The 24,371-nt window shown below is 70.8% G+C and carries 25 protein-coding genes; 8 read left to right on the forward strand and 17 right to left on the reverse strand.

The features are described from left to right. Window positions 1–64: 64 nt before the first annotated feature. The 3 genes from BST11_RS10840 to fgd are packed head-to-tail and all read right to left on the reverse strand — an operon-like array spanning window position 65 to window position 4,288. A complete protein-coding gene (locus BST11_RS10840; protein ID WP_083137985.1) occupies window positions 65–1,210 on the reverse strand; it encodes an acetate kinase in 1,146 nt (381 codons plus the stop codon). After that, window positions 1,207–3,273 carry a phosphate acetyltransferase gene (pta, locus tag BST11_RS10845; RefSeq protein WP_083137986.1) on the reverse strand — a complete coding sequence of 689 codons (2,067 nt, stop codon included), beginning with the start codon at window positions 3,271–3,273 and terminating at the stop codon, window positions 1,207–1,209. Before pta ends, BST11_RS10840 begins: the two co-directional genes overlap by 4 nt. Before the next feature lie 4 nt (window positions 3,274–3,277). Further along, entirely contained in the window at window positions 3,278–4,288 is a 1,011-nt protein-coding gene (gene fgd / locus BST11_RS10850) for a glucose-6-phosphate dehydrogenase (coenzyme-F420) (RefSeq protein ID WP_083137987.1), read from the reverse strand. A gap of 44 nt (window positions 4,289–4,332) precedes the next feature. Between fgd and BST11_RS10855 the strand changes: the two genes are divergently transcribed. Further along, entirely contained in the window at window positions 4,333–5,073 is a 741-nt protein-coding gene (locus BST11_RS10855; protein ID WP_083137988.1) for an MBL fold metallo-hydrolase, read from the forward strand. Here BST11_RS10855 and BST11_RS10860 read toward each other — a convergent pair. Genes BST11_RS10860 through BST11_RS10885 form a run of 6 tightly spaced genes read right to left on the reverse strand, consistent with a single transcriptional unit; the run spans window position 5,054 to window position 10,469 of the window. Next, window positions 5,054–6,400 (reverse strand): NtaA/DmoA family FMN-dependent monooxygenase, encoded by a 1,347-nt coding sequence (locus BST11_RS10860; RefSeq protein WP_083137989.1) that lies wholly within the window; start codon window positions 6,398–6,400, stop codon window positions 5,054–5,056. The genes BST11_RS10855 and BST11_RS10860 overlap by 20 nt on opposite strands. Then, on the reverse strand, window positions 6,397–7,527 hold the full coding sequence (locus tag BST11_RS10865) for an LLM class flavin-dependent oxidoreductase (protein ID WP_083137990.1): 1,131 nt from the start codon (window positions 7,525–7,527) through the stop codon (window positions 6,397–6,399). The genes BST11_RS10860 and BST11_RS10865 overlap by 4 nt, the downstream gene beginning before the upstream one ends. Further along, a complete protein-coding gene (locus BST11_RS10870; RefSeq protein WP_083137991.1) occupies window positions 7,524–8,642 on the reverse strand; it encodes an LLM class flavin-dependent oxidoreductase in 1,119 nt (372 codons plus the stop codon). The genes BST11_RS10865 and BST11_RS10870 overlap by 4 nt, the downstream gene beginning before the upstream one ends. Beyond that, on the reverse strand, window positions 8,639–9,130 hold the full coding sequence (locus BST11_RS10875; RefSeq protein ID WP_083137992.1) for a GNAT family N-acetyltransferase: 492 nt from the start codon (window positions 9,128–9,130) through the stop codon (window positions 8,639–8,641). Before BST11_RS10875 ends, BST11_RS10870 begins: the two co-directional genes overlap by 4 nt. Window positions 9,131–9,176: 46 nt before the next feature. Then, window positions 9,177–10,082 carry a class I SAM-dependent methyltransferase gene (locus tag BST11_RS10880; protein ID WP_083137993.1) on the reverse strand — a complete coding sequence of 302 codons (906 nt, stop codon included), beginning with the start codon at window positions 10,080–10,082 and terminating at the stop codon, window positions 9,177–9,179. A gap of 6 nt (window positions 10,083–10,088) precedes the next feature. Next, window positions 10,089–10,469 carry a DUF3054 domain-containing protein gene (locus BST11_RS10885; RefSeq protein ID WP_083137994.1) on the reverse strand — a complete coding sequence of 127 codons (381 nt, stop codon included), beginning with the start codon at window positions 10,467–10,469 and terminating at the stop codon, window positions 10,089–10,091. Between the two features lie 70 nt (window positions 10,470–10,539). Here BST11_RS10885 and BST11_RS10890 point away from each other — a divergent pair, with 70 nt between their 5' ends. Genes BST11_RS10890 through BST11_RS10910 form a run of 5 tightly spaced genes read left to right on the forward strand, consistent with a single transcriptional unit; the run spans window position 10,540 to window position 14,936 of the window. After that, window positions 10,540–11,286 carry an SDR family NAD(P)-dependent oxidoreductase gene (locus tag BST11_RS10890; protein ID WP_083137995.1) on the forward strand — a complete coding sequence of 249 codons (747 nt, stop codon included), beginning with the start codon at window positions 10,540–10,542 and terminating at the stop codon, window positions 11,284–11,286. A gap of 16 nt (window positions 11,287–11,302) precedes the next feature. After that, window positions 11,303–12,499: an acyl-CoA dehydrogenase gene (locus tag BST11_RS10895; RefSeq protein ID WP_083137996.1), complete on the forward strand. Its 1,197-nt coding sequence runs from the start codon at window positions 11,303–11,305 to the stop codon at window positions 12,497–12,499. Continuing rightward, a complete protein-coding gene (locus BST11_RS10900; RefSeq protein ID WP_083137997.1) occupies window positions 12,499–13,644 on the forward strand; it encodes an acyl-CoA dehydrogenase family protein in 1,146 nt (381 codons plus the stop codon). The genes BST11_RS10895 and BST11_RS10900 overlap by 1 nt, the downstream gene beginning before the upstream one ends. Continuing rightward, window positions 13,645–14,316, forward strand: a complete 672-nt coding sequence (locus BST11_RS10905; protein WP_083137998.1) for a TetR/AcrR family transcriptional regulator — start codon at window positions 13,645–13,647, stop codon at window positions 14,314–14,316. It abuts the gene before it with no gap. Beyond that, the gene (locus tag BST11_RS10910) at window positions 14,313–14,936 is read left to right on the forward strand and encodes a hypothetical protein (protein WP_083137999.1); all 624 of its coding nucleotides are present in this window, start codon (window positions 14,313–14,315) and stop codon (window positions 14,934–14,936) included. Before BST11_RS10905 ends, BST11_RS10910 begins: the two co-directional genes overlap by 4 nt. Window positions 14,937–15,023: 87 nt before the next feature. Here BST11_RS10910 and BST11_RS10915 read toward each other — a convergent pair whose 3' ends face one another. The 5 genes from BST11_RS10915 to BST11_RS10935 form a co-directional block, all read right to left on the reverse strand. Next, the gene (locus tag BST11_RS10915) at window positions 15,024–15,488 is read right to left on the reverse strand and encodes a GreA/GreB family elongation factor (RefSeq protein ID WP_083138000.1); all 465 of its coding nucleotides are present in this window, start codon (window positions 15,486–15,488) and stop codon (window positions 15,024–15,026) included. A 35-nt stretch (window positions 15,489–15,523) separates the two neighbouring features. Further along, the gene (locus BST11_RS10920) at window positions 15,524–15,994 is read right to left on the reverse strand and encodes a GreA/GreB family elongation factor (protein ID WP_083138001.1); all 471 of its coding nucleotides are present in this window, start codon (window positions 15,992–15,994) and stop codon (window positions 15,524–15,526) included. Next, window positions 15,991–17,232, reverse strand: a complete 1,242-nt coding sequence (locus BST11_RS10925; RefSeq protein WP_083138002.1) for an NAD(P)/FAD-dependent oxidoreductase — start codon at window positions 17,230–17,232, stop codon at window positions 15,991–15,993. Before BST11_RS10925 ends, BST11_RS10920 begins: the two co-directional genes overlap by 4 nt. Before the next feature lie 130 nt (window positions 17,233–17,362). Further along, a complete protein-coding gene (locus BST11_RS10930; protein ID WP_083138003.1) occupies window positions 17,363–17,956 on the reverse strand; it encodes an Rv1733c family protein in 594 nt (197 codons plus the stop codon). A 119-nt stretch (window positions 17,957–18,075) separates the two neighbouring features. Next, window positions 18,076–19,599 (reverse strand): PucR family transcriptional regulator, encoded by a 1,524-nt coding sequence (locus BST11_RS10935; RefSeq protein WP_083138004.1) that lies wholly within the window; start codon window positions 19,597–19,599, stop codon window positions 18,076–18,078. Between the two features lie 209 nt (window positions 19,600–19,808). On the opposite strand from BST11_RS10935, the gene BST11_RS10940 reads away from it, so the two are divergent. Together BST11_RS10940 and BST11_RS10945 are read left to right on the forward strand one after the other, a co-directional pair. Continuing rightward, on the forward strand, window positions 19,809–20,057 hold the full coding sequence (locus BST11_RS10940) for a hypothetical protein (RefSeq protein WP_083138005.1): 249 nt from the start codon (window positions 19,809–19,811) through the stop codon (window positions 20,055–20,057). Window positions 20,058–20,168: 111 nt separating this feature from the next. Beyond that, window positions 20,169–21,548 carry an NAD(P)/FAD-dependent oxidoreductase gene (locus BST11_RS10945; RefSeq protein WP_083138036.1) on the forward strand — a complete coding sequence of 460 codons (1,380 nt, stop codon included), beginning with the start codon at window positions 20,169–20,171 and terminating at the stop codon, window positions 21,546–21,548. On the opposite strand, the gene BST11_RS10950 is transcribed toward BST11_RS10945, so the two are convergent. From BST11_RS10950 to purT, 3 genes are read right to left on the reverse strand one after another with little or no spacing between them, the layout of a single operon-like run. Further along, window positions 21,545–22,759, reverse strand: coding sequence for an O-succinylhomoserine sulfhydrylase (locus BST11_RS10950; protein WP_083138006.1), 1,215 nt, complete (start codon window positions 22,757–22,759; stop codon window positions 21,545–21,547). The genes BST11_RS10945 and BST11_RS10950 overlap by 4 nt on opposite strands. Further along, on the reverse strand, window positions 22,756–23,178 hold the full coding sequence (locus tag BST11_RS10955; RefSeq protein ID WP_083138007.1) for a rhodanese-like domain-containing protein: 423 nt from the start codon (window positions 23,176–23,178) through the stop codon (window positions 22,756–22,758). Before BST11_RS10955 ends, BST11_RS10950 begins: the two co-directional genes overlap by 4 nt. Then, on the reverse strand, window positions 23,175–24,359 hold the full coding sequence (gene purT / locus BST11_RS10960) for a formate-dependent phosphoribosylglycinamide formyltransferase (RefSeq protein WP_083138008.1): 1,185 nt from the start codon (window positions 24,357–24,359) through the stop codon (window positions 23,175–23,177). The genes BST11_RS10955 and purT overlap by 4 nt, the downstream gene beginning before the upstream one ends. Window positions 24,360–24,371: the final 12 nt, after the last annotated feature.

The raw sequence follows: 24,371 nt of genomic DNA on the forward strand, positions 1-24,371 counted from the left end.
GGTCGCACGACAAGCACGCCCCGCGTATTCGTTCATCCACAGGCCGAGCGGGCCGCGGCCGGCGCTACAGCACCGCCACGCAGTCGCGGGCGATGGCCAGTTCTTCGTTGGTCGGGACCACCAGCACGGCGATTCGCGAGCCATCCGCCGATATCCGCCGGGCGCCCGCGCCCGCGGCCAGGTTGCGGCGCTGGTCGACCGCGATGCCCAACTCCTCCAGCCCGGCCAGCGCGTCGCGGCGCACCGCGGCGTCGTTCTCGCCGATCCCGGCGGTGAAGGTGATGACGTCGGTGTGCCCCAGCACGGCCAGGTAGGCGCCGATGTACTTGCGGAGCCGGTGAATGAACACGTCGTAGGCCAATTGCGCTGCGTCATCCCCAGATTCGATCATCGCGCGCAGCCGGCGGAAGTCGCGCTCGCCGGCCAGGCCCCAGACGCCCGACTGGTTGTTGAGCATGGATTCGATCTTGTCGACGTCCATGTTCGCCCTCCGCCAGAGGTAGCTGATGACGCCGGGGTCGATGTCACCACTGCGGGTGCCCATCACCAGGCCCTCCAGCGGAGTCAACCCCATCGAGGTCTCGACCGGCTTGCCGCCGGCGATCGCCGACGCCGACGCGCCGTTGCCCAGGTGCAGCACAATTTGATTCACGGCGCCCAGTGGCCTGCCCAGGAATTCGGCGGCCCGCTCGCCGACGTACCGGTGCGAGGTGCCGTGGAATCCGTAGCGGCGTATCCGCCATCGCTCGGCCAGCTCCCGGTTCATCGCGTACGTCGCGGCCGCGGCCGGCAGGTCGTGGAAGAACGCGGTGTCGAACACGGCGACGTGCGCCACGTCCGGCAACAGCCGGCGCGCCACCTTGATTCCCTGCACCGCGGGCGGATTGTGCAGCGGCGCAAGCTCCGACAGCTTCTCGAGCTCGGCGATCCGCGCGTCGTCGAGCACCGTCGGGCGGTAGAAGTCATTGCCCCCGTGCACGACCCGGTGCCCGACCGCCACCAGGTCGCGCGCCCCCAGGTCCACGCCGGCCTCGCCCAGCTGCGCGAACGCCAGGCGCAGCGCCTCCTCGTGGTCGGCCACCCGCGACGACGGCTCGCCGATCTGCTGGATGCCCCCGCCCGTGCGCGTGACACCCGAATCCGGCTCGACGAGCTGGTATTTCAGCGACGACGAGCCGGCGTTGATCACCAGCACCAGCCGGTCGGTCATGTGCCCTGCGCCTGGATCGCGGTGATCGCAACCGTGTTCACGATGTCCTCGACCAGCGCGCCCCGGGACAGGTCGTTCACCGGCTTGCGCAGCCCCTGCAGCACCGGGCCGATCGCGATCGCCCCGGCGCTGCGCTGCACCGCCTTGTAGGTGTTGTTGCCGGTGTTGAGGTCGGGAAAGATCAGCACGGTGGCGCGCCCGGCCACCGGTGAGTCGTGCAGCTTGGTGGCCGCGACCGAAGGTTCGATGGCCGCGTCGTACTGGATGGGTCCCTCGACCAGCAATTGCGGATCCCGCTGACGCACCAGATCCGTTGCCGCCCTGACCTTGTCGACGTCGGCGCCGGCGCCGGACGCACCGGTCGAATACGAGAGCATCGCCACCCGCGGCTCGATGCCGAACTGCGCGGCGGTGCGCGCGGAGCTGATCGCGATGTCGGCGAGCTGCTCGGGGGTCGGATTCGGGACGATGGCGCAGTCGCCGTACACCAGCACCCGGTCGGGCAGGCACATGAAGAACACGCTCGAGACGGTGGACACATCGGGGGCGGTCTTGATGACCTCGAATGCCGGCCGTACGGTGTGCGCGGTGGTGTGGGCGGCACCGGAGACCATGCCGTCGGCCGTGCCGTCGTAGACCATCATGGTGCCGAAATACGTCGCGTCGCGAAGGATCTCACGGGCGTGTTCGACGGTGACCCCCTTCGCCTTGCGTAACTCCGCGTACTGCTCGGCGAACTTGCCGCGCAGCTCGCTGGTGAGCGGGTCGATCACCGTGGCGTCGTCCAGGTTCACGCCGAGTTCCGCCGACCGCAGGCGGATTTGGGCCTCGTCGCCGAGGATCGTCAGGTTGGCGACGCCGCGCTGCAGCAGCCGCCCGGCGGAGCGGAGGATGCGGTCGTCGTCGCCCTCGGGCAGGACGATGTGCCTGCGGTCCGAGCGGGCGCGCAGCTGCAGCTGGTAGGTGAACATCTGCGGTGTGGTGACGGTCGGGATCGAAATGGCAAGCTGTGCCAGCAGATCCGTGATATCCACGTGGCGGTCCATCAGCTGAAGCGCGGTGTCGATCTTGCGCTGGGAGGCGGCGGTGACCCGGCCCCGGGCGGCGGCGGCCGCGCTGGCGGTGTCGTAGGTGCCCAGCGCGGTGGCGATGATCGGCAACCGCAGCCGCAGGCCGGACACCAGGGCCGCGATCGACGGATGCAGCTCGAACCCGCCGTTGAGGACTAGGCATGACAGCGACGGAAACCCTTCGGCCGCATGGGCGCTGGCGACGGCGAGCACGACGTCGGAGCGGTCGCCGGGGGTGATGACCGCCATGCCGTCGCGCAGCCGCTCCAGGCAGTGGTCGGCGGTCATCCCGGCGACCATCACGCCGGTGACCTCGCGTTCGCGCAGGGGCGCCTCGCCGCTCACCGGCGTCCCGTCGACGGCGCGCTCCAGCTCGGCCACCGTCGGCGCGGTCAGCAGCGGCTCTTCGGGCAGCACATAGGCGGGCGGGGCGAACGCGCGCAGCGCCCCGACGACGTCCTGCAGCTCCGCGGGTTCGCACCGGTTGGCCACCACCGCCGCGGTGTGGGCGCGGTGGGCGGTCAGCTCGGCGAGGCAGACCTCGACGACGTCGGCGACCTCCTTGGCGGTGCGGCCCTTGCCGCTCACCGACAGCAGCACCGGGACGCCGAGGTTGACCGCGATGCGCGCGTTGGCGGAAAGCTCGACGGGCCTGATGACGTCGGTGTAGTCGCTGCCGACGATCACCACCGCGTCGCACTCCCGTGCCACCTCGTGATACGCGTCGACGATGGTGGCGATCGCGGCGTCGGCGTCGGCGTGCAGCTGCTGGTAGGTCACGCCGACACAACGCTCGTAGGGCAGGCCCGCGCTGGTGTGCTCCAGCAGCAGTTCCAGGATGTAGTCGCGCTCGTCGCCCGAGGAATTCCGCGTGATGGGCCGGAACACGCCGACCCTGGCGACCGTCGCGGTCAGCCGGTGCAGCAGGCCGAGCGCGATCGTCGACTTGCCGGTCTCCGGTTCGGGGGCGGCGATGTAGATCGCGGAGGCCACGGGATCAGCCGAGCCGGCGCAGCCGGGGCGCGAGGTCCTTCTCGAAGAGGTCCAGGAACCGGCGCTGGTCGTGCCCGGGCGCGTGGAACACCAGGTGGTTGAGGCCCCACGTGACGTACTGCCCGACCTTTTCGACCGCCTCGTCCGGATCCGACGCGACGATCCAGCGCTTGGCGACCTGCTCGATCGGCAGCGCGTCGGCGGCCTTTTCCATTTCGATCGGGTCGTCGATGCTGTGCTTCTGCTCGGCGGTCAGCGACAGCGGCGCCCAGAACCGGGTGTTCTCCAGCGCCAGCTCGGGGTCGGGGTCGTAGGAGATCTTGATCTCGATCATCTTGTCGACGTCGTCGACGTTGCGGTCGGCGGCCGCGGCGCCCTCGCGGACGGCGGGCATCAGCTTTTCGGTGTAGAGCTCCTCCCCCTTGCCGGAGGTGCAGATGAACCCGTCGCCGGCGCGTCCGGCGTACTTGGCCACCGCCGGGCCGCCCGCTGCGACGTAGACGGGGACGCCGCCCTCGGGCACGTCGTAGATCGAGGCCCCCTTGAGCCGGTAGTACTCGCCGTCGAAATCGACGCGGTCGCCGCGCCACAGTTCCCGCATCAGGCGCACCGACTCGCGCAGCCGGGCGAACCGCTCCTTGAACTCCGGCCAGTCGCCCTCGTATCCCGTGGCGATCTCGTTCAGCGCCTCGCCCGTGCCGACGCCGAGGAAGATGCGGTCCGGGTACAGGCAGGCCATGGTGGCGAACGCCTGCGCGATGACGGCCGGGTTGTAGCGGAAGGTGGGGGTGAGCACCGAGGTGCCCAGCGTGATCCGCTTGGTGCGTTCGCCGACGGCCGTCATCCAGGCCAGCGAGAACGGGGCGTGCCCGCCGTCGTGCCGCCAGGGCTGGAAGTGGTCGCTGACGGTCGCGCTATCCATGCCGTGCCCTTCGGCGGCGACGGCCAGCTCGACGAGCTCGCGCGGTGCGAATTGTTCGGCGGACGCCTTGTATCCGAGTTTCAGTTCAGCCACCAGTTATTTCTACTCCTGGTAGCGACGCTCCTAGACTCGCGGGCATGGGACCGACCCTGGTGCAGGTCACCGACACCGTCTACCTTGCGCAGGGCGGCGCCGTCAACTGGATCCTGGTGGTCGACGGCACCGGCGTCATGCTGATCGACGCCGGCTATCCCGGGGACCGCGAGGACGTGCTGGCCTCGCTGCGGCAGCTGGGCTACGACGCGGGCGACGTGCGCGCCATCGTGCTGACGCACGCGCACGTCGACCACCTGGGCTCGGCGATCTGGTTCGCCCGCGAGCACGGCACCCCGGTGTACTGCCACGCCGAGGAGGTGGGGCACGCCAAGCGGGAGTGCCTGCAGCAGGCCTCGGTTTTCGATGTGGCACTGCGCATCTGGCGGCCGCGGTGGGCGGTGTGGGGCCTGCACGTGGTGCGCAGCGGCGGCCTGATCCGCGACGGCATCCCCTCGGCGCGGGCGCTGACCGCCGAGGTGGCCGCCGGGCTGCCCGGCCACCCGACGCCCGTCTTTTCCCCCGGGCACACCGGCGGGCACTGCTCGTACGTCGTCGACGGCGTGCTGGCCAGTGGCGACGCGCTGATCACCGGGCACCCGCTGCTGCGCCACCGCGGGCCCCAGCTGCTGCCGGCGGTGTTCAGCCACAGCCAGGAGGATTGCCTGCGCAGCCTGAGCGCGCTGGGGTTGCTGGACACCGAGATCCTGCTGCCGGGGCACGGCGACGTGTGGCGCGGGCCGATCCGCGAGGCGACGGAGGCGGCTACCGCGCTTGCCCGGTGAGCCCCAGGTGCTCGCGCAGCGTCTCCCCGGAGTACCCGGTGCGGAACGCGCCGCGCTCCTGCAGCACCGGCACCACCCGGTCGACGAACTCGTCCAGGCCGCGCGGCGTCAGGTGCGGCACCAGGATGAACCCGTCGCACGCGTCGGCCTGGATGTAGGTGTCGATCTCGTCGGCGATCCGCGCCGGCGTGCCGACGAACTGCTGGCGGCTGGTGACGGCGATGACCAGCTCGCGGATCGACAGGTTCTCGGCTTCGGCACGCTGGCGGTAGCGGCGGGCGACCTCCATCGGGTCGACGTGCCGGACCCGGCCCTGGGTCAGGCTGTCGCCGGTGGGCTCGACCTCGGGGAGCGGGCCGTCGGGGTCGTAGCCCGACAGGTCGCGACCCCACACCTGCTCGAGCATCGCGATCGCCGTCGCGCCGCTGACCTGTTGGTAGCGGATGTGCCGAGCCCTGTCCTGCGCCTCGGACTCGGTGTCGCCGATGACGAACGTCGCCGCCGGAAAGACCTTGAGCCGGTTGGGGTCCCGGCCGTAGGATGCGGCGCGGCCCTTGACATCGGCGTAGTAGCGCTGGCCGTCCTCCAGCGAGGAGTGCAGGGTGAACAGGGCGTCGGCGTTGCGGGCGCCGAACGCCCTGCCGTCGGCGGAGTCGCCGGCCTGCAGCAGTATCGGGTGGCCCTGCGGGCCCGCGGGCAGCGTCGCGAAGCCGCGCACGTCGAACTGCGGGCCGCGGTGGGCGACGCTGCGGATCCGGTCGGGATCGACGTACACCCCGGACTCGACGTCGGCCAGGACGGCGCCGGGGGCCCAGCTGTCCCAGAATTGGCGGGCCACGGCGAGGAACTCCTCGGCCCGTGCGTACCGGTCGGCGTGGTCGAGGAACCCGCCGCGGCGAAAGTTGGCGCCGGTGAAGGCGTCCGACGAGGTCACGATGTTCCAGCCGGCGCGGCCGCCGGACAGGTGGTCGAGCGATGCGAATTGCCTTGCCACCTCGAAGGGTTCGTTGAAGGTGGTGTTGATGGTGCCGGTCAGCCCGATCCGCTCGGTGACGCCCGCCAGCGCCGCCAGCACGGTGAACGTGTCCGGGCGGCCCACCACATCGAGGTCGTAGATGCGGCCGCGGTGCTCGCGCAGGCGCAGCCCTTCGGCCAGAAAGAAGAAGTCGAAGAGCCCGCGTTCGGCGGTGCGGGCCAGGTGCACGAACGACTCGAACTCGATCTGGCTGCCCGCGTCGGGGTCGGTCCACACGGTGGTGTTGTTCACGCCCGGGAAGTGAGCGGCCAGATGAATCGGCTTGCGCTGCTTGCCCTCCCGCACGCTCACTCGCCCAGCCCCCACCGCTTGGCGATCAGTTCGTGTGAGCGCAGCCGGTCTTCGCGGCGGTGGGTGACCGAGGTGATGACGAGCTCGTCGGCGCCGGTGACGCGCTGCAGCGCCGCCAGCCGGTCGGCCACCTCGTCCGCGTCGCCGACGAATTGGGTTGCCACCCTGTCGATCACGACCGCGAGCTGCTCGTCGGTCAGCGGGGCGCAATCGTCGGGGTCGGGATACGGGACGGCGCCGTCGCCGGCACGGATCGAATACACCCAATGGCCGTAGCTCGACGCCAAATGTTTGGCAGTGGCGGAATCGTCGGCGACCACGATGTCGGCCGACACCACGACGTAGGGCCGCGGCCGCGCCGGCGACGGGACGAAGGCGTCCCGGTAGGCGTCGATGGCCTCCAGCGCGGTCGCCGGAGTGAGGTGGTAGCTGGCCACGAACGGCAGTCCGCGCGCGCCGGCCTCCCGGGCGCTGCGCCCCCTGCTGCTGCCGAAGATCCACGGCGTCAGCGCGGCGCCCTCACCGGGCACCGCGTGCACGTCGAACCCGTCGACCTCGTAGGTTCCGGCCAGCATCGCCATGATGTCGCCGAGCTGCTCGGAAAAGTCGGGCGCGACGGCCTCGGGCTGCTGCAGGATCGCCATGGTCGCCCGCACCCGCCCGCTGCCCAGCAGCGCGCGCAGGTCGAACGGCGGCGGAATCACCACGCCGTCGACTTCGCGCCATTCCCGCGGGGGCTCGGGGGGCCGGCGCTTCGCGGGGGACCGTGGGCGCGGCTTGGTGATGCGCCGCTGCCCGGAGCGGCCCACGCCGAGGTCGATGCGGCCCGGGTGGAACGCGTCGAGCATCCCGAAGCTCTCCACCACCGCGGCGGCGGTGGTGTGGCTCAGCTGCACGGCCGCCGACCCGACGCGAATCGTGTTGGTGGCGGCCGCGATCTGGCCGATCAGCACCGCCGGCGCCGCGCTGGCGACGGCGACGAAGTGGTGTTCGGCGACCCAGAACCGGCGATAGCCCCACCGCTCGGCGTGCTGGGCCAGCTCGATGGTGGTGCGCAGCGCCGTCGGCGCGTCGCCGCCGGCGCTGATCGGGGACAGGTCGAGGACCGACAGCGGCACCGGGGTCATCGGTTCACCGCCGCGTAGCGGTTGGGCGCCACGGGCAGGCCGAGGCGCTCGCGCAGGGTTTCGCCCGGCCGGTAGGCGTCGCGGAAGAGCCCGGCCCGCCGCAGCAGCGGCACCACCTCGTCGACGATCACGGGCAGGTCGGTGGCGTTCACGGCCGGCCGCAGCCGCGCACCCTCGATGCCCAGGCGCCGCCAGTCGAGCAGCAGGTCCACCAGTTCGGTTGCGCTGCCGGCGAAGACGAGCGTGTCGGACCGGAAGTCGCCCTCGCCGTGAAAGGAAACCAACACGTCGGCAAGGACTTTCAGGTGCTCACCACCGGCCGCGCGCACCTCGTCGAGGATGGTGTGCGCCGAGGCGCCGCCGAAGGTGGGGGTGATGAAGACGACGTCGGCGGCGGCCGCGGCGAACTCGTAGGCGGGGCCCACGTGCGCCAGCGCGGCCACCACGGGCTGGCCCTGCGGCGGGCGCGGCGTGATCGAGGGCCCCTTGACGGAGAAGTATTTGCCGGTGAAGTCGATGTAGTGCAGCCTGTCCACGTCGACGTAGCGCCCGGTGGATGCGTCGCGGATGATCGCGTCGTCCTCCCAGCTGTCCCACAGCCGGCGCACCACCTCGACGTGCTCGACGGCCTCTGCAAAGAAGGGGAACCGCGCGATCCGCGACACGTCCCGGCGGCCGAACAGGGCGGCCTCGTGCGCGGTCGTGCTCACTCGCGGCTGCCAGCCCGCGCGGCCGTGCGAGACATGGTCAAGGGTCGCAATCGATTTGGAGACGTGGAACGGTTCGGTGTGGGTGACCGTCGCCACCGGGATCAGCCCGATGTGCCGGGTCGCGGGCGCGATGCGGGCGGCCACCAGCACCGCGTCGGCCCGGCCGGCCAGCCGGTGCGGATCGATCCGCTCGCGGCGCCCGGGCTGCGGCATCAGGGTGTCGTCGATGGTGAGGAAGTCCAGCAGCCCGCGTTCGGCGCGCGCCGCCAGCCCGGCCCAGTGCCGGCCGCCGAGCGCCGACGGCGCGGCAGGCCGTCGTGATTCCGGGGCCGGCGTCGCGCGCCACGCCTGGGGGTGCCACCCGTATCCGTCCAGCGCGACGCCGAGATGGAACTGGCCGCTCATGCGAGCCACTTCTCGAAGGCGATCGGACGAAACGGCCCCCAGTCCGGCAACGGCTCGGCGGGGGGGATGCGGGCGTAGCCCGTCGCGTCGTAGAGGGCCTCGGCCTCGGGTTGGCGATTACCGGTGATCAGGTACAGCCGCCGGTACCCGCGCGCGGCGGCCTCCGCCTCCAGCGCGACCAGCAGCGCCCGCGCGTAGCCACGGCGCCGATGCGCGCTGTCGGTCCAGATCCGTTTCAGCTCGGCGGTGTCGGCGTCGAAACGCCTAAACGCCCCGCCGGTGACCGGCGCGCCGTCCACCACCCCGATCAGCAGGCCCCCGTCCGGCGGCGCCAGCTCGGCCGCGGGCACGGGCAGCCACGCCAGGTGCGCCTCCGGGCTGCCGCCGTAGCGCTGCGCATACTCGACGGCCAGCTCGGCGAGCAGCGGCTGCGCCAGCGGGTCGTCGTGGGTGGCCGACACGAAGTCGAGCCCGGTTGTGGGGGCCACGCAACGATCTAACGCCACCGACGACGGGGCATTCCATGGCAATCCATTACGTCCTCGCCGCGGTGACGAATCCCGGGACGACCGCCAGGCCGTCGGGACCGCCGCGCCACAGCTCGGGAAGGCCCATGCCGGCGCACACGTCGGCGACGTTGCGCTCGACCGTCCGCCAGCCCTGAGACGCCAGATCCTCGGGCACATAGCGGTATTCGCCCGGGTAGGTCAGGCTGGCCAGATCGATGTCGAGGCCGTGGCTGCGCCACCGGTCGACGAACGCCCGCCCCGCCTCGACGTGCATCGGCGTCCAGGTGGGCATGTGGTCGGCGGCGAACCGGCTGCCGGGGGCGCTGACCGAGGTGGCTTCCTGGAGCAGCCGGTTTTGCGCATCGGGAGGTAAATACCCGACGAGCAGTTGCTCGGCGACCCACACCGTGGGCTGCGCGGCGTCGAAGCCGACCCGCCGCAGCGCCGCCAGCCAGTCCAGGCGAAGGTCGGCGCCCACCGCGCACCGGTTCGCGGCCACCCCGGCGCCCAGCCCGCGCAGCAGTTCGGACTTGAAGTCGAGCAATTGCGGGCGGTCGATCTCGTACACGGTGGTGCCGGGCGCCCACCACAGCCGGTACGGCCGCGTGTCCAGGCCGGACCCCAACAGCACCACCTGGCGGATGCCCGCCCTGCCCGCGTCGGCGAGGAACTCGTCCACGAACCGCGTGTACGCCGCGAGGACGTCGATGAGCCCGGTCATGACCGGGTCGGCGCCGTCGTCGGCCGAGAACAGGTCGTCGCCGACCACCCGGATGAAGTACTCCGCGCCCACGGCGCGGACCAGCGGCTCGGCGAACGGGTCGTCGATCAGTCCCTTGTTGGTGGCCACCGCCCGGACGACCGCGCCGAACGCCGCGTTCACCCCTTCGCTGCTGGCGGGATCCCAGCCGTTCTCGTCGGCCCGTGCCATCGCGCGTCAGCCGCCGGCGCGGCGCCGCCGGGCCAGGCCCAGCCCGATGATGCCCCGCCAACCAAGCAACAGGACCGCCGTGACCGAGGCGGCGACCACCACGAAGCTCGCGGCCACACCCGCCGAGCTGGCCTTGCGCAACACCATGCCGACGACCACGGTGCACAGCCACACGGTCACGCCGGTGGGGACCAGCGCGGTGGGCCGGCGCCAGCCGCGGGAGGCCAGCCACCCGGCAATGGTTCCGGTCAGAAACGGCCACGCGGTGGTCGCCACGCCGCCGACGTCGACGCCCTCGTCGTGGCTGCGGCGCCCGAGGGAGCAGAACACCAGCACGGCGACGACGTCCGCGGCGAGCCCGCCCAGCCACCGGAGCCGAAGCAGCATGCCGCGAGACTACCGGGGCCGGATGGTGGTCCTTGACCCCGCGGCCGCAGTGAACCTAGATTCGTCTGCAATGAATGCTCATTCACAAGGCAGGCTGGCCGTCGTCACCGGCGCCGGGTCGGGCATCGGCAGGGCGATCGCGCTGGCCTTCGCCGCGCAGGGCGACCGGGTCGTCGCCGCCGACCTCGACGAGGCCGCCGCCGCGGCCACCGCCGCCGAACATCCCGGACTGATCACCGCGCTGCCAGTCGACGTCGCCGACCCCGCCCAGGTCGCGGCGTTGCGCGATCGGGTCCGCTCCGACGTCGGCGTCCCCGACATCGTGGTCAACGCCGCCGGCTGGGACCGCACCGACCAATTCCTCAATGCCACACCGGAATTCGCGACGAAGGTGGTGGCGATCAACTACCTGGGACCGGTGCACGTCTGCGGCGCGTTCCTGCCGGGCATGATCGAGGCGCACTCGGGCGGACGCATCGTCAACCTGGCCAGCGACGCCGGCCGGGTGGGCAGCGCGGGCGAAACCATCTACGCCGGCGCCAAGGGCGGTGTCATCGCGCTGACCAAGTCGCTGGCCCGGGAAATGGCGCGCCACCAGATCACGGTGAACTGCGTCTGCCCGGGCCCGACGGACACGCCCCTGTTCCACGCGCAACCGGAGAAGCTCAAGGAGGCGCTGGTCAAGGCGATCCCGTTTCGCCGGCTGGCCCGCCCGGAGGAGGTCGCCGCGCCGGTGCTGTTCTTCGCGTCGGAGGCCGCGTCGTTCATCACCGGGCAGGTGATCAGCGTCAGCGGCGGCCTCACGATGGCCGGTTAGTGGCAGGCTGATTCGTATGAGCACCGACGCACCCCCCGCCTTCGACCGGGACGACCCCCTGGGCCTGGACGCCTCCCTGTCCGGCGACGAGCTCGCGGTGCGCGACACCGTGCGCAAGTTCTGCGCGGAGCACGTGCTGCCGCACGTCGCCGAGTGGTTCGAGATCGGCGACCTGCCGGTGCGCGAGCTCGCGAAGGGGTTCGGCGAGCTCGGCCTGCTGGGCATGCACCTGCACGGCTACGGCTGCGGCGGCGCCTCCGCGGTGCACTACGGCCTGGCCTGCACCGAGCTGGAGGCCGCGGACTCCGGCATCCGGTCGATGGTCTCGGTGCAGGGGTCGCTGGCGATGTTCGCGATCTGGAAGTTCGGCTCGGAGGAGCAGAAGCGGCAGTGGCTGCCCGGCATGGCCGCCGGCGAGCTGCTCGGCTGCTTCGGGTTGACCGAACCGGACGTCGGCTCCGATCCGGCCGCGATGAAAACCCGTGCGCGGCGGGACGGTTCGGATTGGGTGCTCAACGGGCGCAAGCTGTGGATCACCAACGGCTCGGTCGCCGACGTGGCGATCGTGTGGGCGGCCACCGACGACGGCGAATCCCGAGGGATTCGGGGATTTCTCGTGCCCGCCAGGACCCCCGGGTTCACGGCCAACACCATCCATCACAAGCTGTCGCTGCGCGCGTCGATCACCAGCGAGCTCGTGCTCGATGACGTGCGGTTGCCGGCCGACGCGATGCTGCCCGAGGCGACGGGCCTGCGCGGGCCGCTGTCGTGCCTGTCGGAGGCGCGCTACGGGATCATCTGGGGGTCGATGGGGGCGGCGCGGTCGGCGTGGCAGGCCGCGCTCGACTACGCCACCCAGCGCACCCAGTTCGGCCGCCCGATCGCCGGCTTCCAGCTGACGCAGGCCAAACTCGTCGACATGGCCGTCGAGCTGCACAAGGGGCAGCTGCTCGCGCTGCACCTCGGCCGCCTCAAGGACGGCCCCGGGCTGCGTCCCGAGCAGGTCAGCTTCGGCAAGCTCAACAACACCCGCGAGGCCCTGGAGATCTGTCGGACCGCGCGAACGATCCTGGGCGGCAACGGGATATCGCTCGAATACCCGGTAATCCGGCACATGGTCAACCTGGAATCGGTGCTGACCTACGAGGGCACGCCCGAGATGCACCAGCTCGTCCTCGGCCAGGCCTTCACCGGTAGCGACGCCTTCCGCTGATGGGCGGCCTGACCTACACCCCCGAGCATCACCAGTTCCGGCAGCTGGTCCGGGATTTCGTGCAACGCACCGTGGTGCCCGCCCACGAGGACTGGGAGCGGCGCGGCCAGTGGGACCGCTCGCTGTTTTTGGAGGCGGGAAAGCTTGGCCTGCTCGGTATTTCGGTGCCCGAGCACCTCGGCGGCCCGGGGGTCGACGACTTTCGCTACAACGCGATCGTGATCGACGAACTGCAGCGCGCGGGCGCGGCGGCCGAGGCCATCGCGTTCACCCTGCAAAACGACGTGGTGTTGCCCTATCTCACCGACCTGACGACACCCGAGCAGCAGCAGCGGTGGCTGCCCGGGGTGGTGACCGGCGAGACGGTGCTGGGCATCGCGATGACCGAGCCCGGAACCGGCAGCGACCTGGCCGGGATTCGCACCACCGCGGTGCGAGACGGCGACCACTACGTCGTCAACGGCGCCAAGACGTTCATCTCCAACGGGCAGACCGGCGACCTGTTCGTGATCGCGGTGCGCACCTCACCCGATCGGCACCGGGGCCTGTCGCTGCTGGTGGCCGACGCCAGCACGCCGGGTTTTGCCCGCGGCCGCAACCTGGACAAGATCGGCCTGCACGCCCAGGACACCAGCGAGCTCACCTTCACCGACATGCGGGTTCCGGTGGCCAACCTGCTCGAGCGGGAGGGGATGGGGTTCTATCAGTTGGTGCGCAACCTGCCGCAGGAGCGGCTCGCGCTGGGCGTGGGCGCGGTGGCCGCCGCCGAGGGCATCTTCGCCGAGACGCTCGAATACGTGAAGCAGCGCAAGGCTTTCGGCGCGGCGATCGCAAGCTTCCAGAACAGTCAGTTCGTGCTGGCCGAGCTGGCCACCGAGCTCGACATCGCGCGCACCTACCTCGACGACTGCCTCGCCGAGCACCTCACCGGTTCGCTGACCGCCGCGCGCGCCGCGAAGCTCAAGTGGTGGGCCACCGATCTGCAGGTGCGCACCGCCGACCGCTGCCTGCAGCTGCACGGCGGGTACGGATACATGCGGGAGTACAGCGTGTCCCGCGCGTTCGTCGACGCCCGGATCCAGACGATCTACGGCGGGACCAACGAGATCATGAAGACCATCATCGCCAAGGACCTGGAGCTCTAGATGGCGGTCGATTACGGTTCCCTGCCCGTCGAGGAGGCGGTGCGCGCGGCGCGGGCGAGCTCGCGGCGCCGGCAGGTGCTCGACGCCGCGGTAAAGGTCATGGGCAGGACCGGGTTTCACCAGATGTCGATGCAAGAGCTGGCGTCCGAGGCGCGCGTGAGCGTCGGCTTGATCTACAAGTACTTCGGCGGCAAGGAGGACCTGCTGCTGGCGACGATCGTGCGGATCCTCGATGTGTTCTCCGACCAACTGGCCCCGGTGATGGATGGCGCCGGGGACGACGCGGTCTGCCGGTTGGCCGCCGGGATCCGGCGCTACATCGAGATCGTCGACGAGAACCTCGACGCCGTGGTGCTGACCTACCGCGAGAGTCGGACGCTGGGAGCCGAAGGCCGCGCGCAGATCAAGGAGCTCGAAATCGCCTCCGCCGCACCGCTGCGGGCGGTGATCGAGGCGGGCATCGGGTCGGGGGTGTTCCGTGCCGTCGACGTCGACCTGATCGTCTACGACATCATGCTGCTCGCGCACGGTTGGGCGCTCAAGCACTGGCACTTCGGGCCCAACTACGCGGTCGGCGAATACATCGCGTTGCAGACGCGCCACGTGCTCAACGCGCTGGTTGCCGAGGGGCGCCGCGCGGAGTACGCACACCTGCTGGGAGGTGCCCCATGAGATCCGTCGCGCATCGAATCGCTGCCATCGCCGTCGTGTGCGGCCTGTGCTCGGGCGCCCCGGCGGCGACCGCCGACCCGGTGACGCTGCCCCCGATGACATCCGGCGGCGGCGGGCCGATCATCGGTGGCGGCAACGGCGGGATCAGGGCCGGGATCTCGCAGCAGCTGACCAGCCTCGCCAACCCGAACGTCCAGGAGGTCGACGGCTCGGACGCGGCCCAATTCATCACGGCCGCAGCCTCGGTGAGCGACCCGCGGCTGGCGGCGCCGTTCGCGCTGCTGCGCCGGGCGTTGGCGTGCCAGACCGACAACGCGGGATTCGGCGCGCGCGCCTACCGGCGCAACGACGGGCAGTGGGGCGGCGCGATGCTGGTCGCCGCCAAGAGCGCCACCGGAGACGTCGACGCGCTGGCCTCCTGCGCCAAGACCAACTGGCGCCGGCCCACGTCGGGTTCGGACACCGCGATGTGCAACAGCGGGTGGACGACGCCGAATTCGTTTGAGAGCCGGCGCGGCGGCGGCGAGGCGTACTACATCCTCCTCGCCGGCACCGCCGACGACTTCTGCGCGCCGTTGACCGCGAAGTACAAGACCAACGCGAGCGTGTGGCCGTTCTAGGTTCGCCCGTCCGCGATGGCCATGCCCAGGCAGAACAGCGCCATCAGCAGCAGGATCACCACCACCGGATCGACAATGGCGAAGACGCTAGACACGGGACACCTCCGACGCGTGAATGCCGTAGGGGACGGCCTTGAGCAGCGTCACGTCCAGGGTGGCGCCGCTGGGCAGGGTATAGCTGCGCCGTTCGCCGGGGCGTGCGCCCGAAATGGCCGCCCCCAACGGCGAGTGGATCGAATAGACCTCCATGTCACCGTGTTCCGCGTCGCGCACACCGAGCAGGAACGTCTCGACGTCGCCGGTGTCGTCGTAGCGGATGGTCAAGACCATGCCGGGTTCCGCGATCCCGTCGTCGGGCGGATCCACGCCGACGTCGGCATGCTCCAACAGCTCATGAATCCGTCGCATGCGCGTCTTCCAGGCGCGCGCGACCGCCGGGTTGTCGTCGGCGGCCTTGTCCCGGGCGTCGCGCGCCTCGCGCAGGCTGGCCAGTTCCCGTTGCAGCCGCACATAGGCCTGAGGCGAAATCCAGGTGCGTTTCCTGCTTTTCATGTCGGTTCCTCTCGCATCGGTGGTGGTTGGGGCGGTCATGCCGCCAAGCGTTCGCGACGCCGGTAGGGCACCGCCGTCAGCAGCGTCACGAGCCGACCGCTGTCGTTCGGTACGGCGTAGATGCGCTGTTCGCCGGGACGCGCCCCGGCGATCGCGCGGCCCAGCGGCGACGCCATCGAGTACACCTTGACCTCGGCGCCTTCGGCGCCGCGCCGGCCGAGCAGAAACGTCTCCGTGTCGCCGGTCGCGTTGTAGCGGATGGTCAGCACCATGCCCGGCCCGGCGATGCCCACGCCGGGCTCCTCGGTGACGACCGCGGCGCCCAACAGGTCCTCGATCTCGCGGATGCGCCTCCTGCGCCGGGCCGGGTGTGCGACCAGGTCCGCGGCGTAATCCATTGAGTCGTCCGGGACTTCCATGGGTCGACGCGCGCGCAGCGCGGCGAGTTCGCGCCGCAGCCGGGCGTAGGCCTGGGGTGTCATCCAGACGGGTTCGTCGTTCGTCATCGTCGTGACCGTCCTTTCGCGGTGAGAATGGGTGTCGTCAGGGGCGGGCGGATCGGCAACCGTCCCTGACGACTCGGCGGCCCCTGGCGGGCAGGCTTTCTGCGCATCGGGTCGAACTCGGCCAAGGCTTGGGGTTGCTTGCCGGTGGTGATCTGCTCGGCCAGCAGCCGGCCGGTCACCGGGCCGTGCGCCAGTCCCCACCTGCCGTGCGCGCCGGCCACATAGATGCCGGATGCCAGCTCGCCGATCAGGGGACGGCCATCGAGGGAGGCCGCGCACGCGCCGACCCACAGGTTGGTGCGCACGTCCCAGCGCGCCCCGTCCAGCAGCGGACTTGCCGCGGCGGCAATGTCGTTCGCCCGTTTCAGCGCCCGCGGCCCGTTGGGGCGGCCGAATTCCAGGCCCCCCGATACCCGCAACGCCCCGCGGTAGGGCGTGCACGCCACGCGCACGTCCGGCAGGTAGATCGGGCCCGGCATCGGGCGGTCCACGGGCACGGTGAACGAGTAGCCGCGACCGACCTGCAGCGGCACGCGAAGCCAGCGGCGGATCAAGCCCGAAAGCCGTGCGCCGGTGGCGATCACCACCGCGTCGGCGGTCAATCGCCTACCGCGGTGCGGGTACACCGCAACGCCGCCACCCGAATTGAGAACCTCGCGGATCTCCAGCCTGTGCATCGCCGCGCCGCGTTGCAGCACCGAGCGGCCCAGCGCCTCGACGAATCGCCGCGGTTCGACGAAGCGCTGGGCGTTGATGCTGAGCCCGACGGTGACCGCGGCCGATGCCAGCGGCACCTGTTCGCGAAGCGCGTCTCCCGTGAGGGCGGTGACATACATTGTCTGCCCTGCGTTTTCGAGTTGACGCAGTTTTCCCAGCATGCGCTGTGCGTCCTTGCCGCTGCGAAACGCGGCGGTGACGGGCGCGTCGGTCACGGGCGCGTCGACCCCGTTGGCGACGAGCACGTCCGACGCTTCCAGGCATTCCTCGCTGAGCGCCACGTTGGCCCGCAGCGCGCGCTCCCACGACGAACGCCGGCAGTTGGCGGCCGGAAAGGCCAGTCCCGGGGCGAGCCATCCGGCGTTGGCCCACGACGCGCCGGCGGCGATGCCGCTGCGATCCACCACCGTGACATCGACACCGCGCTCCTGCAGGAACCACGCCGTCGACAGTCCGACGATGCCGGCACCGACGACGATGACCGACTTGGGTCCGCCGTCAATGCGCTCGACGCCGCCCATCTGACACCTCCGCAACTCGACTTTTGTTGGCAATTCCCATGGTGGTCGCCCGGGCACCGTGGCGCTTGCCCAAACCGGACAACGCCGCCGCGGGCCGTTGTCACGGTCCGACAAGACCCCTCAGGGCCCCTCAGGGCCGCGCGATGAGCCGGTCGAAGTCCCGCTGCCATTGGTCGTCGCGGCGCCGGTCGAGGGCGACGCGGGCACCGGCGTACACCGCCACCGCGGACAGCGTCACCGCGCACCAGATCGCCATCGCCGACGACACCGCCTCGTCGAGGGCGGTCATCGCCGGGCGGCCGATCGGGGAGCCCTCGCTGTCCACCCAGATTTCGATCTCGTCCCCGACCCTGGCTCCCCGCTGCGTGAGGACATCGCCGGTGTGTTCCGCCCCCGCGGCATACCATTGCGCCGGCACCATAACCGTTGAGCTCTCCGGGTTTTCGCGGCCGGCACTGCCGGTGACCGTCGCGATCACCGCGTGGCGATTTTGCGCCTGCTCGGCGTAGAGGCGGCTGCGCGCATCGTAGGTCGCCGTTCCCACGGCGGCGGCGATCGGCACGGTCAGCAGCGACACCGCGACGGCCAACACCAGGACCAGCGCCTCCACCCGATCACTGGCGCGTATCAGCGGGCTGCGACCGAACAGCCGCCGAAACAGCCTGCGCGGCAAGGGCACTGTGAACGTTTCCATCGCGGCGTGCTCGGGGCGTGGGCTGGTCATCGGACATTCCTGTGCTCTCGACGTTGTCACCCCCATGGTGGCGCGAACGGTCGCCACGGCCGTTGGCCGCTCCGGACAACGGCGCCGCGGCGCTTTGTGGCGTTTCGACAGCGCGCTCGCTAATCGGTGTCGAGAGCGGCGAGTTCGATCATCATGGCCAGCCGCTTGCGGGCGTCGTCCAGCGGCAGGTTGGTGATCTCGGCCATCTTGCGCAGCCGGTAACGCACGGTGTTCTCGTGCACGCCCAGCCGCTCGCCGGCCGCGACCGGGTCACCCTGGGCCGCCAGCCACTCCCGCAGCGTCGCCGCGTACTCGGTCGCGTTGGCGCGGTCGTGGCGGCGCAGCTCGGCCACCGGCCCGCGGGCCGGGGTCCGGCCGGAGCGCGCCGCGGTGCGCAGCCGCTGCAGCAGGATGTCGTCCCACGACTCGTCGTAGGCCGGGGGCGCGGCGCTGGGCGACGATTCGTCGAGGGCCAGGCATTCGTCGGCCTCCTGGCGCGCGGCGGCGAGGTCGACCACGTCGGCGGGCCCGCTGATGCCGGCCAACACCGCCACCCGTTCGGGGAGGGCCGCCCGCAGGTCGGCGATCCAGCGCCGCGCCGCCCCGGGTTGCTCGCCGGGCAGCAGGGTGTAGACGGTGTTGCCCGCCAGCGCGCTGCGGCCCGGCCGCGACCAGCCGAATCCGGTGGTCGCCCGCTCGAAGGCCAACAGCAGGGCCGCGTCGCGGTCGGCGCCGAGGAAGGCTTGCAGCGCGATCACCCGCAGGCGGTCGTGCGACAGGCCCAGCCTGCTGGCCAGCGTGGCGGCGTCGGCCGCACCCTCCAGCAACCGGATCACCAGGTCGGATTCGACCTGGCGCTCCAGGTCCGCGCTCGCTTGGGAGCGCAGCAGATGCAGGGCGACCGTGCGCGCCCCGTCGGCCAGCGCGGTGCGTGCGGCCTCGTCCGGCGGCGCCGGACACGCCACCCACACCGAGCCCAGGAGCCGCCGCCCCGAGCGCACCGCCACCGTCATGCGCCCGCTCAGGCCGGATTCGGCGTCCTCGGCGACGAACAGCGGATCGTCGGACTCCGCCAGGTGCGCCAACACCCCGCGCGCCTCGAACAGGGCCCGCACCCGCTCCGGCGCCCGGCGGTCCAAGATGGTGGCCGTCCGTGCCGGGTCGGCGTGCTGCTGCAGCCGCGAATACGCCAGCACCCGCAGGAGGCGGTCCTGGATCGTCACCGCGCCACCCATCGACTCCGCGAGGCTGTCGGCCAGCGCGAACAGGTCGGTGGGCCCCCGCCCGGATTCCGTCTCGCGGCCCTCCAGCACCAGCCCGTAGACCACCGCGGCCACCTCGCCCCACGACACCGACGGGTCGATGACCATCACCGCACCGGGCTCGGCGTCGCCGTCGAAGGTGATCGGCTCGTCGCGGTCGCGCGTCATGACCACGATCGCGCGCGCCGAGGCCCCCCACCGCACCGCTTCGCCCACGGAATCGGCACCGATGGCCAGCAGCACATCCCCGATCACGGGTCCCTCGGCACCGGGCTCGTGGATCACCACGCTGCGCAGTTCGGTCGACCTGGGCAGCGAGGACCAGCGCAGGCGGACCCCATAGCCACCCAGCACGTTGACCAAGCGGTCCAAAGTGATCACTGGCGCTCCCAATCCGATTGACCACAGCGTAATCAGGGACACGCGCCCGACCGGCGGCCCGTCGCGCTGAGGATACGCACCGCGCAAGCCGCACGGGCGGCACTGAAAGCGCGGATTCTCCCACTCCGGACGGACCCGCACGGTCGTCGCGCAGCCGACCCGATAGCCTCGGGGAATGAGCGGGGCGTTCGGAGAGGCGACGATCTGACATGACCGATAAATGGTTCTCCGACATTGACACGCCAGGACAGCTGACCCTCGCGGATTTGTGCGACCAGATCGAGCAGAAAATCCACCTCAACGCGGACAACCAGAAACTTCCGCAGGAGTTTCCGGACTGGCAGTCGTGCGTCGCGGAACGGGATGCCACCATCCGCAAGCTGAGCGCAGCTGTCGTCAACCTGTGCCAAATGGTCAAGTACCTGGCAGCAAAGCAACAGGACGGCAGCGCCGAGTAGCGCGGGAACGGGTACCGGCCCCGCGGCGTCCGAAGAGCCACTGACGCCGTGGCGGGCCGAGTCATAGGGTGGGTATGCGCTGCAGAGACTTCCAACGGAAGGGGAATGCGCATGTCGCGCCACCGGGTCGTCATCATCGGAAGCGGGTTCGGGGGCTTGAACGCGGCCAAGGCGCTGCGGCGCGCCGACGTTGACGTCACCCTGATCTCGAAAACCACCACGCACCTGTTCCAGCCCCTGCTCTATCAGGTGGCGACCGGGATCCTGTCCGAGGGCGACATCGCGCCGACCACCCGGCTGATCCTGCGCAGGCAGAAAAACGTCCGGGTGCTGTGGGGCGACGTCAGCGCGATCGATCTGACGGCGAAGACGGTCACGTCGCACCTGATGGGCATGCAGACGGTGACGCCCTACGACAGCCTCATCCTGGCCGCCGGCGCGCAGCAGTCCTACTTCGGCCACGACGAGTACGCCGCCTTCGCGCCCGGCATGAAGAGCGTCGACGACGCCCTCGAGCTGCGGGGCCGCATCCTCGGCGCGTTCGAGGCCGCCGAGGTGGCCATCGACCCGGTCGAGCGGCAACGCCGGCTGACGTTCGTCGTGGTCGGCGCCGGACCGACCGGCGTGGAGCTGGCCGGCGAAATCGTCCAACTCGCCGAGCGCACCCTGGCCGGCGCGTTCCGGACCATCACGCCCAGCGACTGCCGGGTGATCCTGCTCGACGCCGCGCCCGCGGTGCTGCCGCCGATGGGTGAGAAGCTGGGCCTCAAGGCGCAACGCCGGCTGCAGAAGATGGACGTCGAGATCCAGCTCAACGCGATGGTGACCGCGGTCGACTACATGGGCATCACGGTCAAGGAAAAGGACGGCGGCGAGCGGCGCATCGAATGCGCGTGCAAGGTCTGGGCGGCGGGCGTGCAGGCCAGCCCGCTGGGCAAGATGATCGCCGACCAGTCCGACGGAACCGAAACCGACCGCGCCGGGCGGGTGATCGTCGAGCCCGACCTCACCGTCAAGGGCCATCCGTACGTCTTCGTCGTCGGCGACCTGATGTCCGTGCCGGGCGTGCCGGGGATGGCCCAGGGCGCGATCCAGGGGGCGCACTACGCCACCGCCGTGATCAAGCGCGCGGTCAAGGGCCACGACGATCCGGCCAACCGCAAGCCGTTCAAGTACTTCGACAAGGGCAGCATGGCCCTCATCTCCCGGTACAGCGCCGTCGCGAAGGTCGGCAAGCTGGAGTTCGGCGGCTTCGTCGCCTGGCTCGCGTGGCTGCTCTTGCACCTGTATTACCTGATCGGCCACCGCAACCGCATCGCCGCGATGTTCGCGTGGGGACTCTCCTTCCTTGGGCGCACCCGCGGCCAGATGGCCATCACCAGCCAGATGATCTATGCCCGCCCGCTGGCCAATTGGGTGGAGCAGCAAGCCGAAGAGGGGGCGCTGGCCGCGACCGAACGCGCGGAGGCGGCCGAGCGGCAGGCCGGTTAACTCAGCGCCCGGTCGATGTCGGCGATCAGGTCGTCGGCGCCCTCCAGCCCGACGGAGATGCGAACCACGTTGTCGCCCAACCCGATCGCGGCGCGGCCCTCAGGACCCATCGCGCGGTGGGTCGTGGTGGCCGGGTGCGTCACAAGCGATTTCGCGTCGCCCAGGTTGTTGGAGATGTTGATCAGCCGAAGCTTGTCCAGCACCTCGAAGGCCCGGCTCTTTGCGGCGCTCTCGGGGCAGTCGAGCGCGAAGGTGATCACCGTTCCGCCGCCGGCCATCTGGCGTTTGGCCAGGTCGTATTGCGGGTGCGACGCCAGATACGGGTAGCGCACCCAGCTCACCGCCGGATGGCCCTCCAGGAACTCCGCGATCCGGTGCGCCGAGGAGTTGCTGTGTTCGACCCGAACCGCCATGGTCTCAAGGCCTTTCAGCAGCACCCAGGCGTTGAAGGCGCTCATCGCCGGGCCGGTGTGGCGCATCAGCTTCTGCACCGGACCGTCGATGTACTCCTTGTCGCCGAGGATGGCGCCGCCGAGCACCCGGCCCTGACCGTCGATGTGCTTGGTGGCCGAGTACACCACCACGTCCACCCCGAGCGGGATACCCTGCTGCAGCAATGGTGTGGCAAAGACGTTGTCCAGCACCACCTTTGCGCCCGCGGCGTGAGCCAGTTCGCACACCGCGGCGATGTCGACCAGCGACTGCATCGGATTGGACGGCGTCTCGAAGAACACCGCCGCCGTGGGTACCGATAGCGCCTCTTCCCACTGCGCGAGGTCGTCGCCGTCGACGAAGACGGTCTCGACGCCCCACCGCGGCAGGATCTCGTTGCACACCACGAAGCACGACCCGAACAGGCTGCGCGCCGCCACCAGGCGGTCGCCGGCGCCCAGCAGCGCACCCAGCGAGACGAAGACCGCGGCCATGCCGCTGGCGGTGCCGAACGCGGCCGGCGCGCCCTCGATCAGGCGCAACCGTTCCTCGAACATCGTCACGGTGGGGTTGCCGTAGCGCGAGTAGACGAAGTGGTCCACCTCGCCGGTGAACGACTGCTCGGCGACGGTCGCCGACTCGTAGACGTAACCGGACGTCAAGAACATCGCCTCGGCGGTCTCGTCGAAACCGGATCGCAGGATTCCCCCGCGCACGCCGATGGTGGCCTGGCTGACGCCGTCGGGCAGCGCCCGGGGAGTGCGGACCGGGTCGGTCATCCCTGTATCCAGGGCAGTCCGACTGCGCGCCAGCCACTTTCACCGCGGTGGCCGTTGGCGTCGAGTTGGCCTTCGAAACCGTCCAGCACGTTGTAGGCCGGGGTGATGCCCAGTTCGGTCGCGACCTCGGCGGCGGCGATCGAGCGGTTGCCCGAGCGACACAAGAAGATCACGGGCCGCTGCTGGTCCGCCGGCGCGGACGGGACATTGTTCTTCAGCTCGTCGGCGAAGCTGGGGTTGGGCACCCCGGCGCTGGTGTTCCACTCGATATACACCACGTCGCGGCCCAGGCTCGACAGGTCGGGCACGCCGACGAACCGCCATTCGGCGTCGGTGCGCACGTCGACCAACACGGCGTTCGGGTTGTCGCTGAGTAGCTTCCACGCCTCGAGCGGCGTGATGTCTCCTGCGTAGCTCATCCGCGTGAGTCTCGCACATTCAACGTGTTCGCCACCTGTCGGGCACGGTCGCGCGCGGTCGCCACCTCCGGCGCCGTGGCCAGCGCGACGCCGACGCCGGCGGACGCCACCCCGAACAGCCGCACATCGCTTTCCGGCACCCGCAGCGCGCCGGCCAGCGCGCCGGCGCCCGGCGACCCACCGTCACCGCGGGGACCGATCGCGTGGGCGGCGGCCGGCGACATCATCATGGTGTCCACCGGCAGGCCCAGGACGGTCCGGGCGTGCAGTTCGAACGCCGAGAGCCGCTGGCTGCGCACGGTCACCCAGACGCTGGTGTGGGGGCTCGCGGTGACGTCGGCGAAGTACACCTCGTCGCCCTTGATCATCAACTCGACGGCGAAGACGCCGCGCCCCCCGAGCGCCTTGACGATCCGCGCGGCCACCGACTTGGCCGCGTCCACGGCCGCCGGGGTCATCTGCTGGGGTTGCCAGGATTCCAGCACGGCGCCGTCGGCGTCGCGATGGCCGATGGGTGAGCAGAATTCGATCACCGGACCCTCCGGGTCCTCGCTGCGCACCGCGAGCAACGTGACGTCGAAGTCGACCTCGACCACCGTTTCGGCCATCACCCGCCCCGACGAGGCCCCGAGCGCGCGCTGCCAGGCCGGCTCGATGTCGTCGGCAGACGAGACCACCGAGTGTCCCCGCCCCGACACCGGCTTCACCAGCAACGGGTACCCGGCGTGGGCCGCCACCGCCCGCAGCTCGCCGACCGACCCGACGAACCAGAACGGCGCGGTGGGCAGCCCCAGCTCGTCGGCGGCCAGCCGGCGCAGGGCCTCGCGGTCGGTGGTGAGCCGGACGGTGCGGGCGTTGGGCACCAGTTCGGTGCGGTCGGTGGCGAGCGCTTCGAGCGCGGTGACGGCCTTTTCGCCGAGGGCGTCGGTGGCGGTGACCACGAACTGCGGCGTAAGCCGTTGCGCCGTCGCCGACAGCTCGTCGGCGAGGGCCGGGCCGTCGTCCACGGCGATCACCTTCGCGCCGAGGTGGCGCAGCGCGAACTCCAGCTCCCGGCCGAGCTCGCCGCCCCCGAGCAGCAGCACCTTAGGCCGGCCGTCGTCGGCATCCTGCTCGGGTGGTTCGGACACGACGAGCGCCGTCGTTTCGTCTTCCGGTCCCTCGGTCACGCCGTCAGTCACCGCTCAAGGATA

The sequence above is a fragment of the Mycobacterium alsense genome (assembly GCF_002086635.1).
GTDB classification, from domain to species: Bacteria; Actinomycetota; Actinomycetes; order Mycobacteriales; family Mycobacteriaceae; genus Mycobacterium; species Mycobacterium alsense.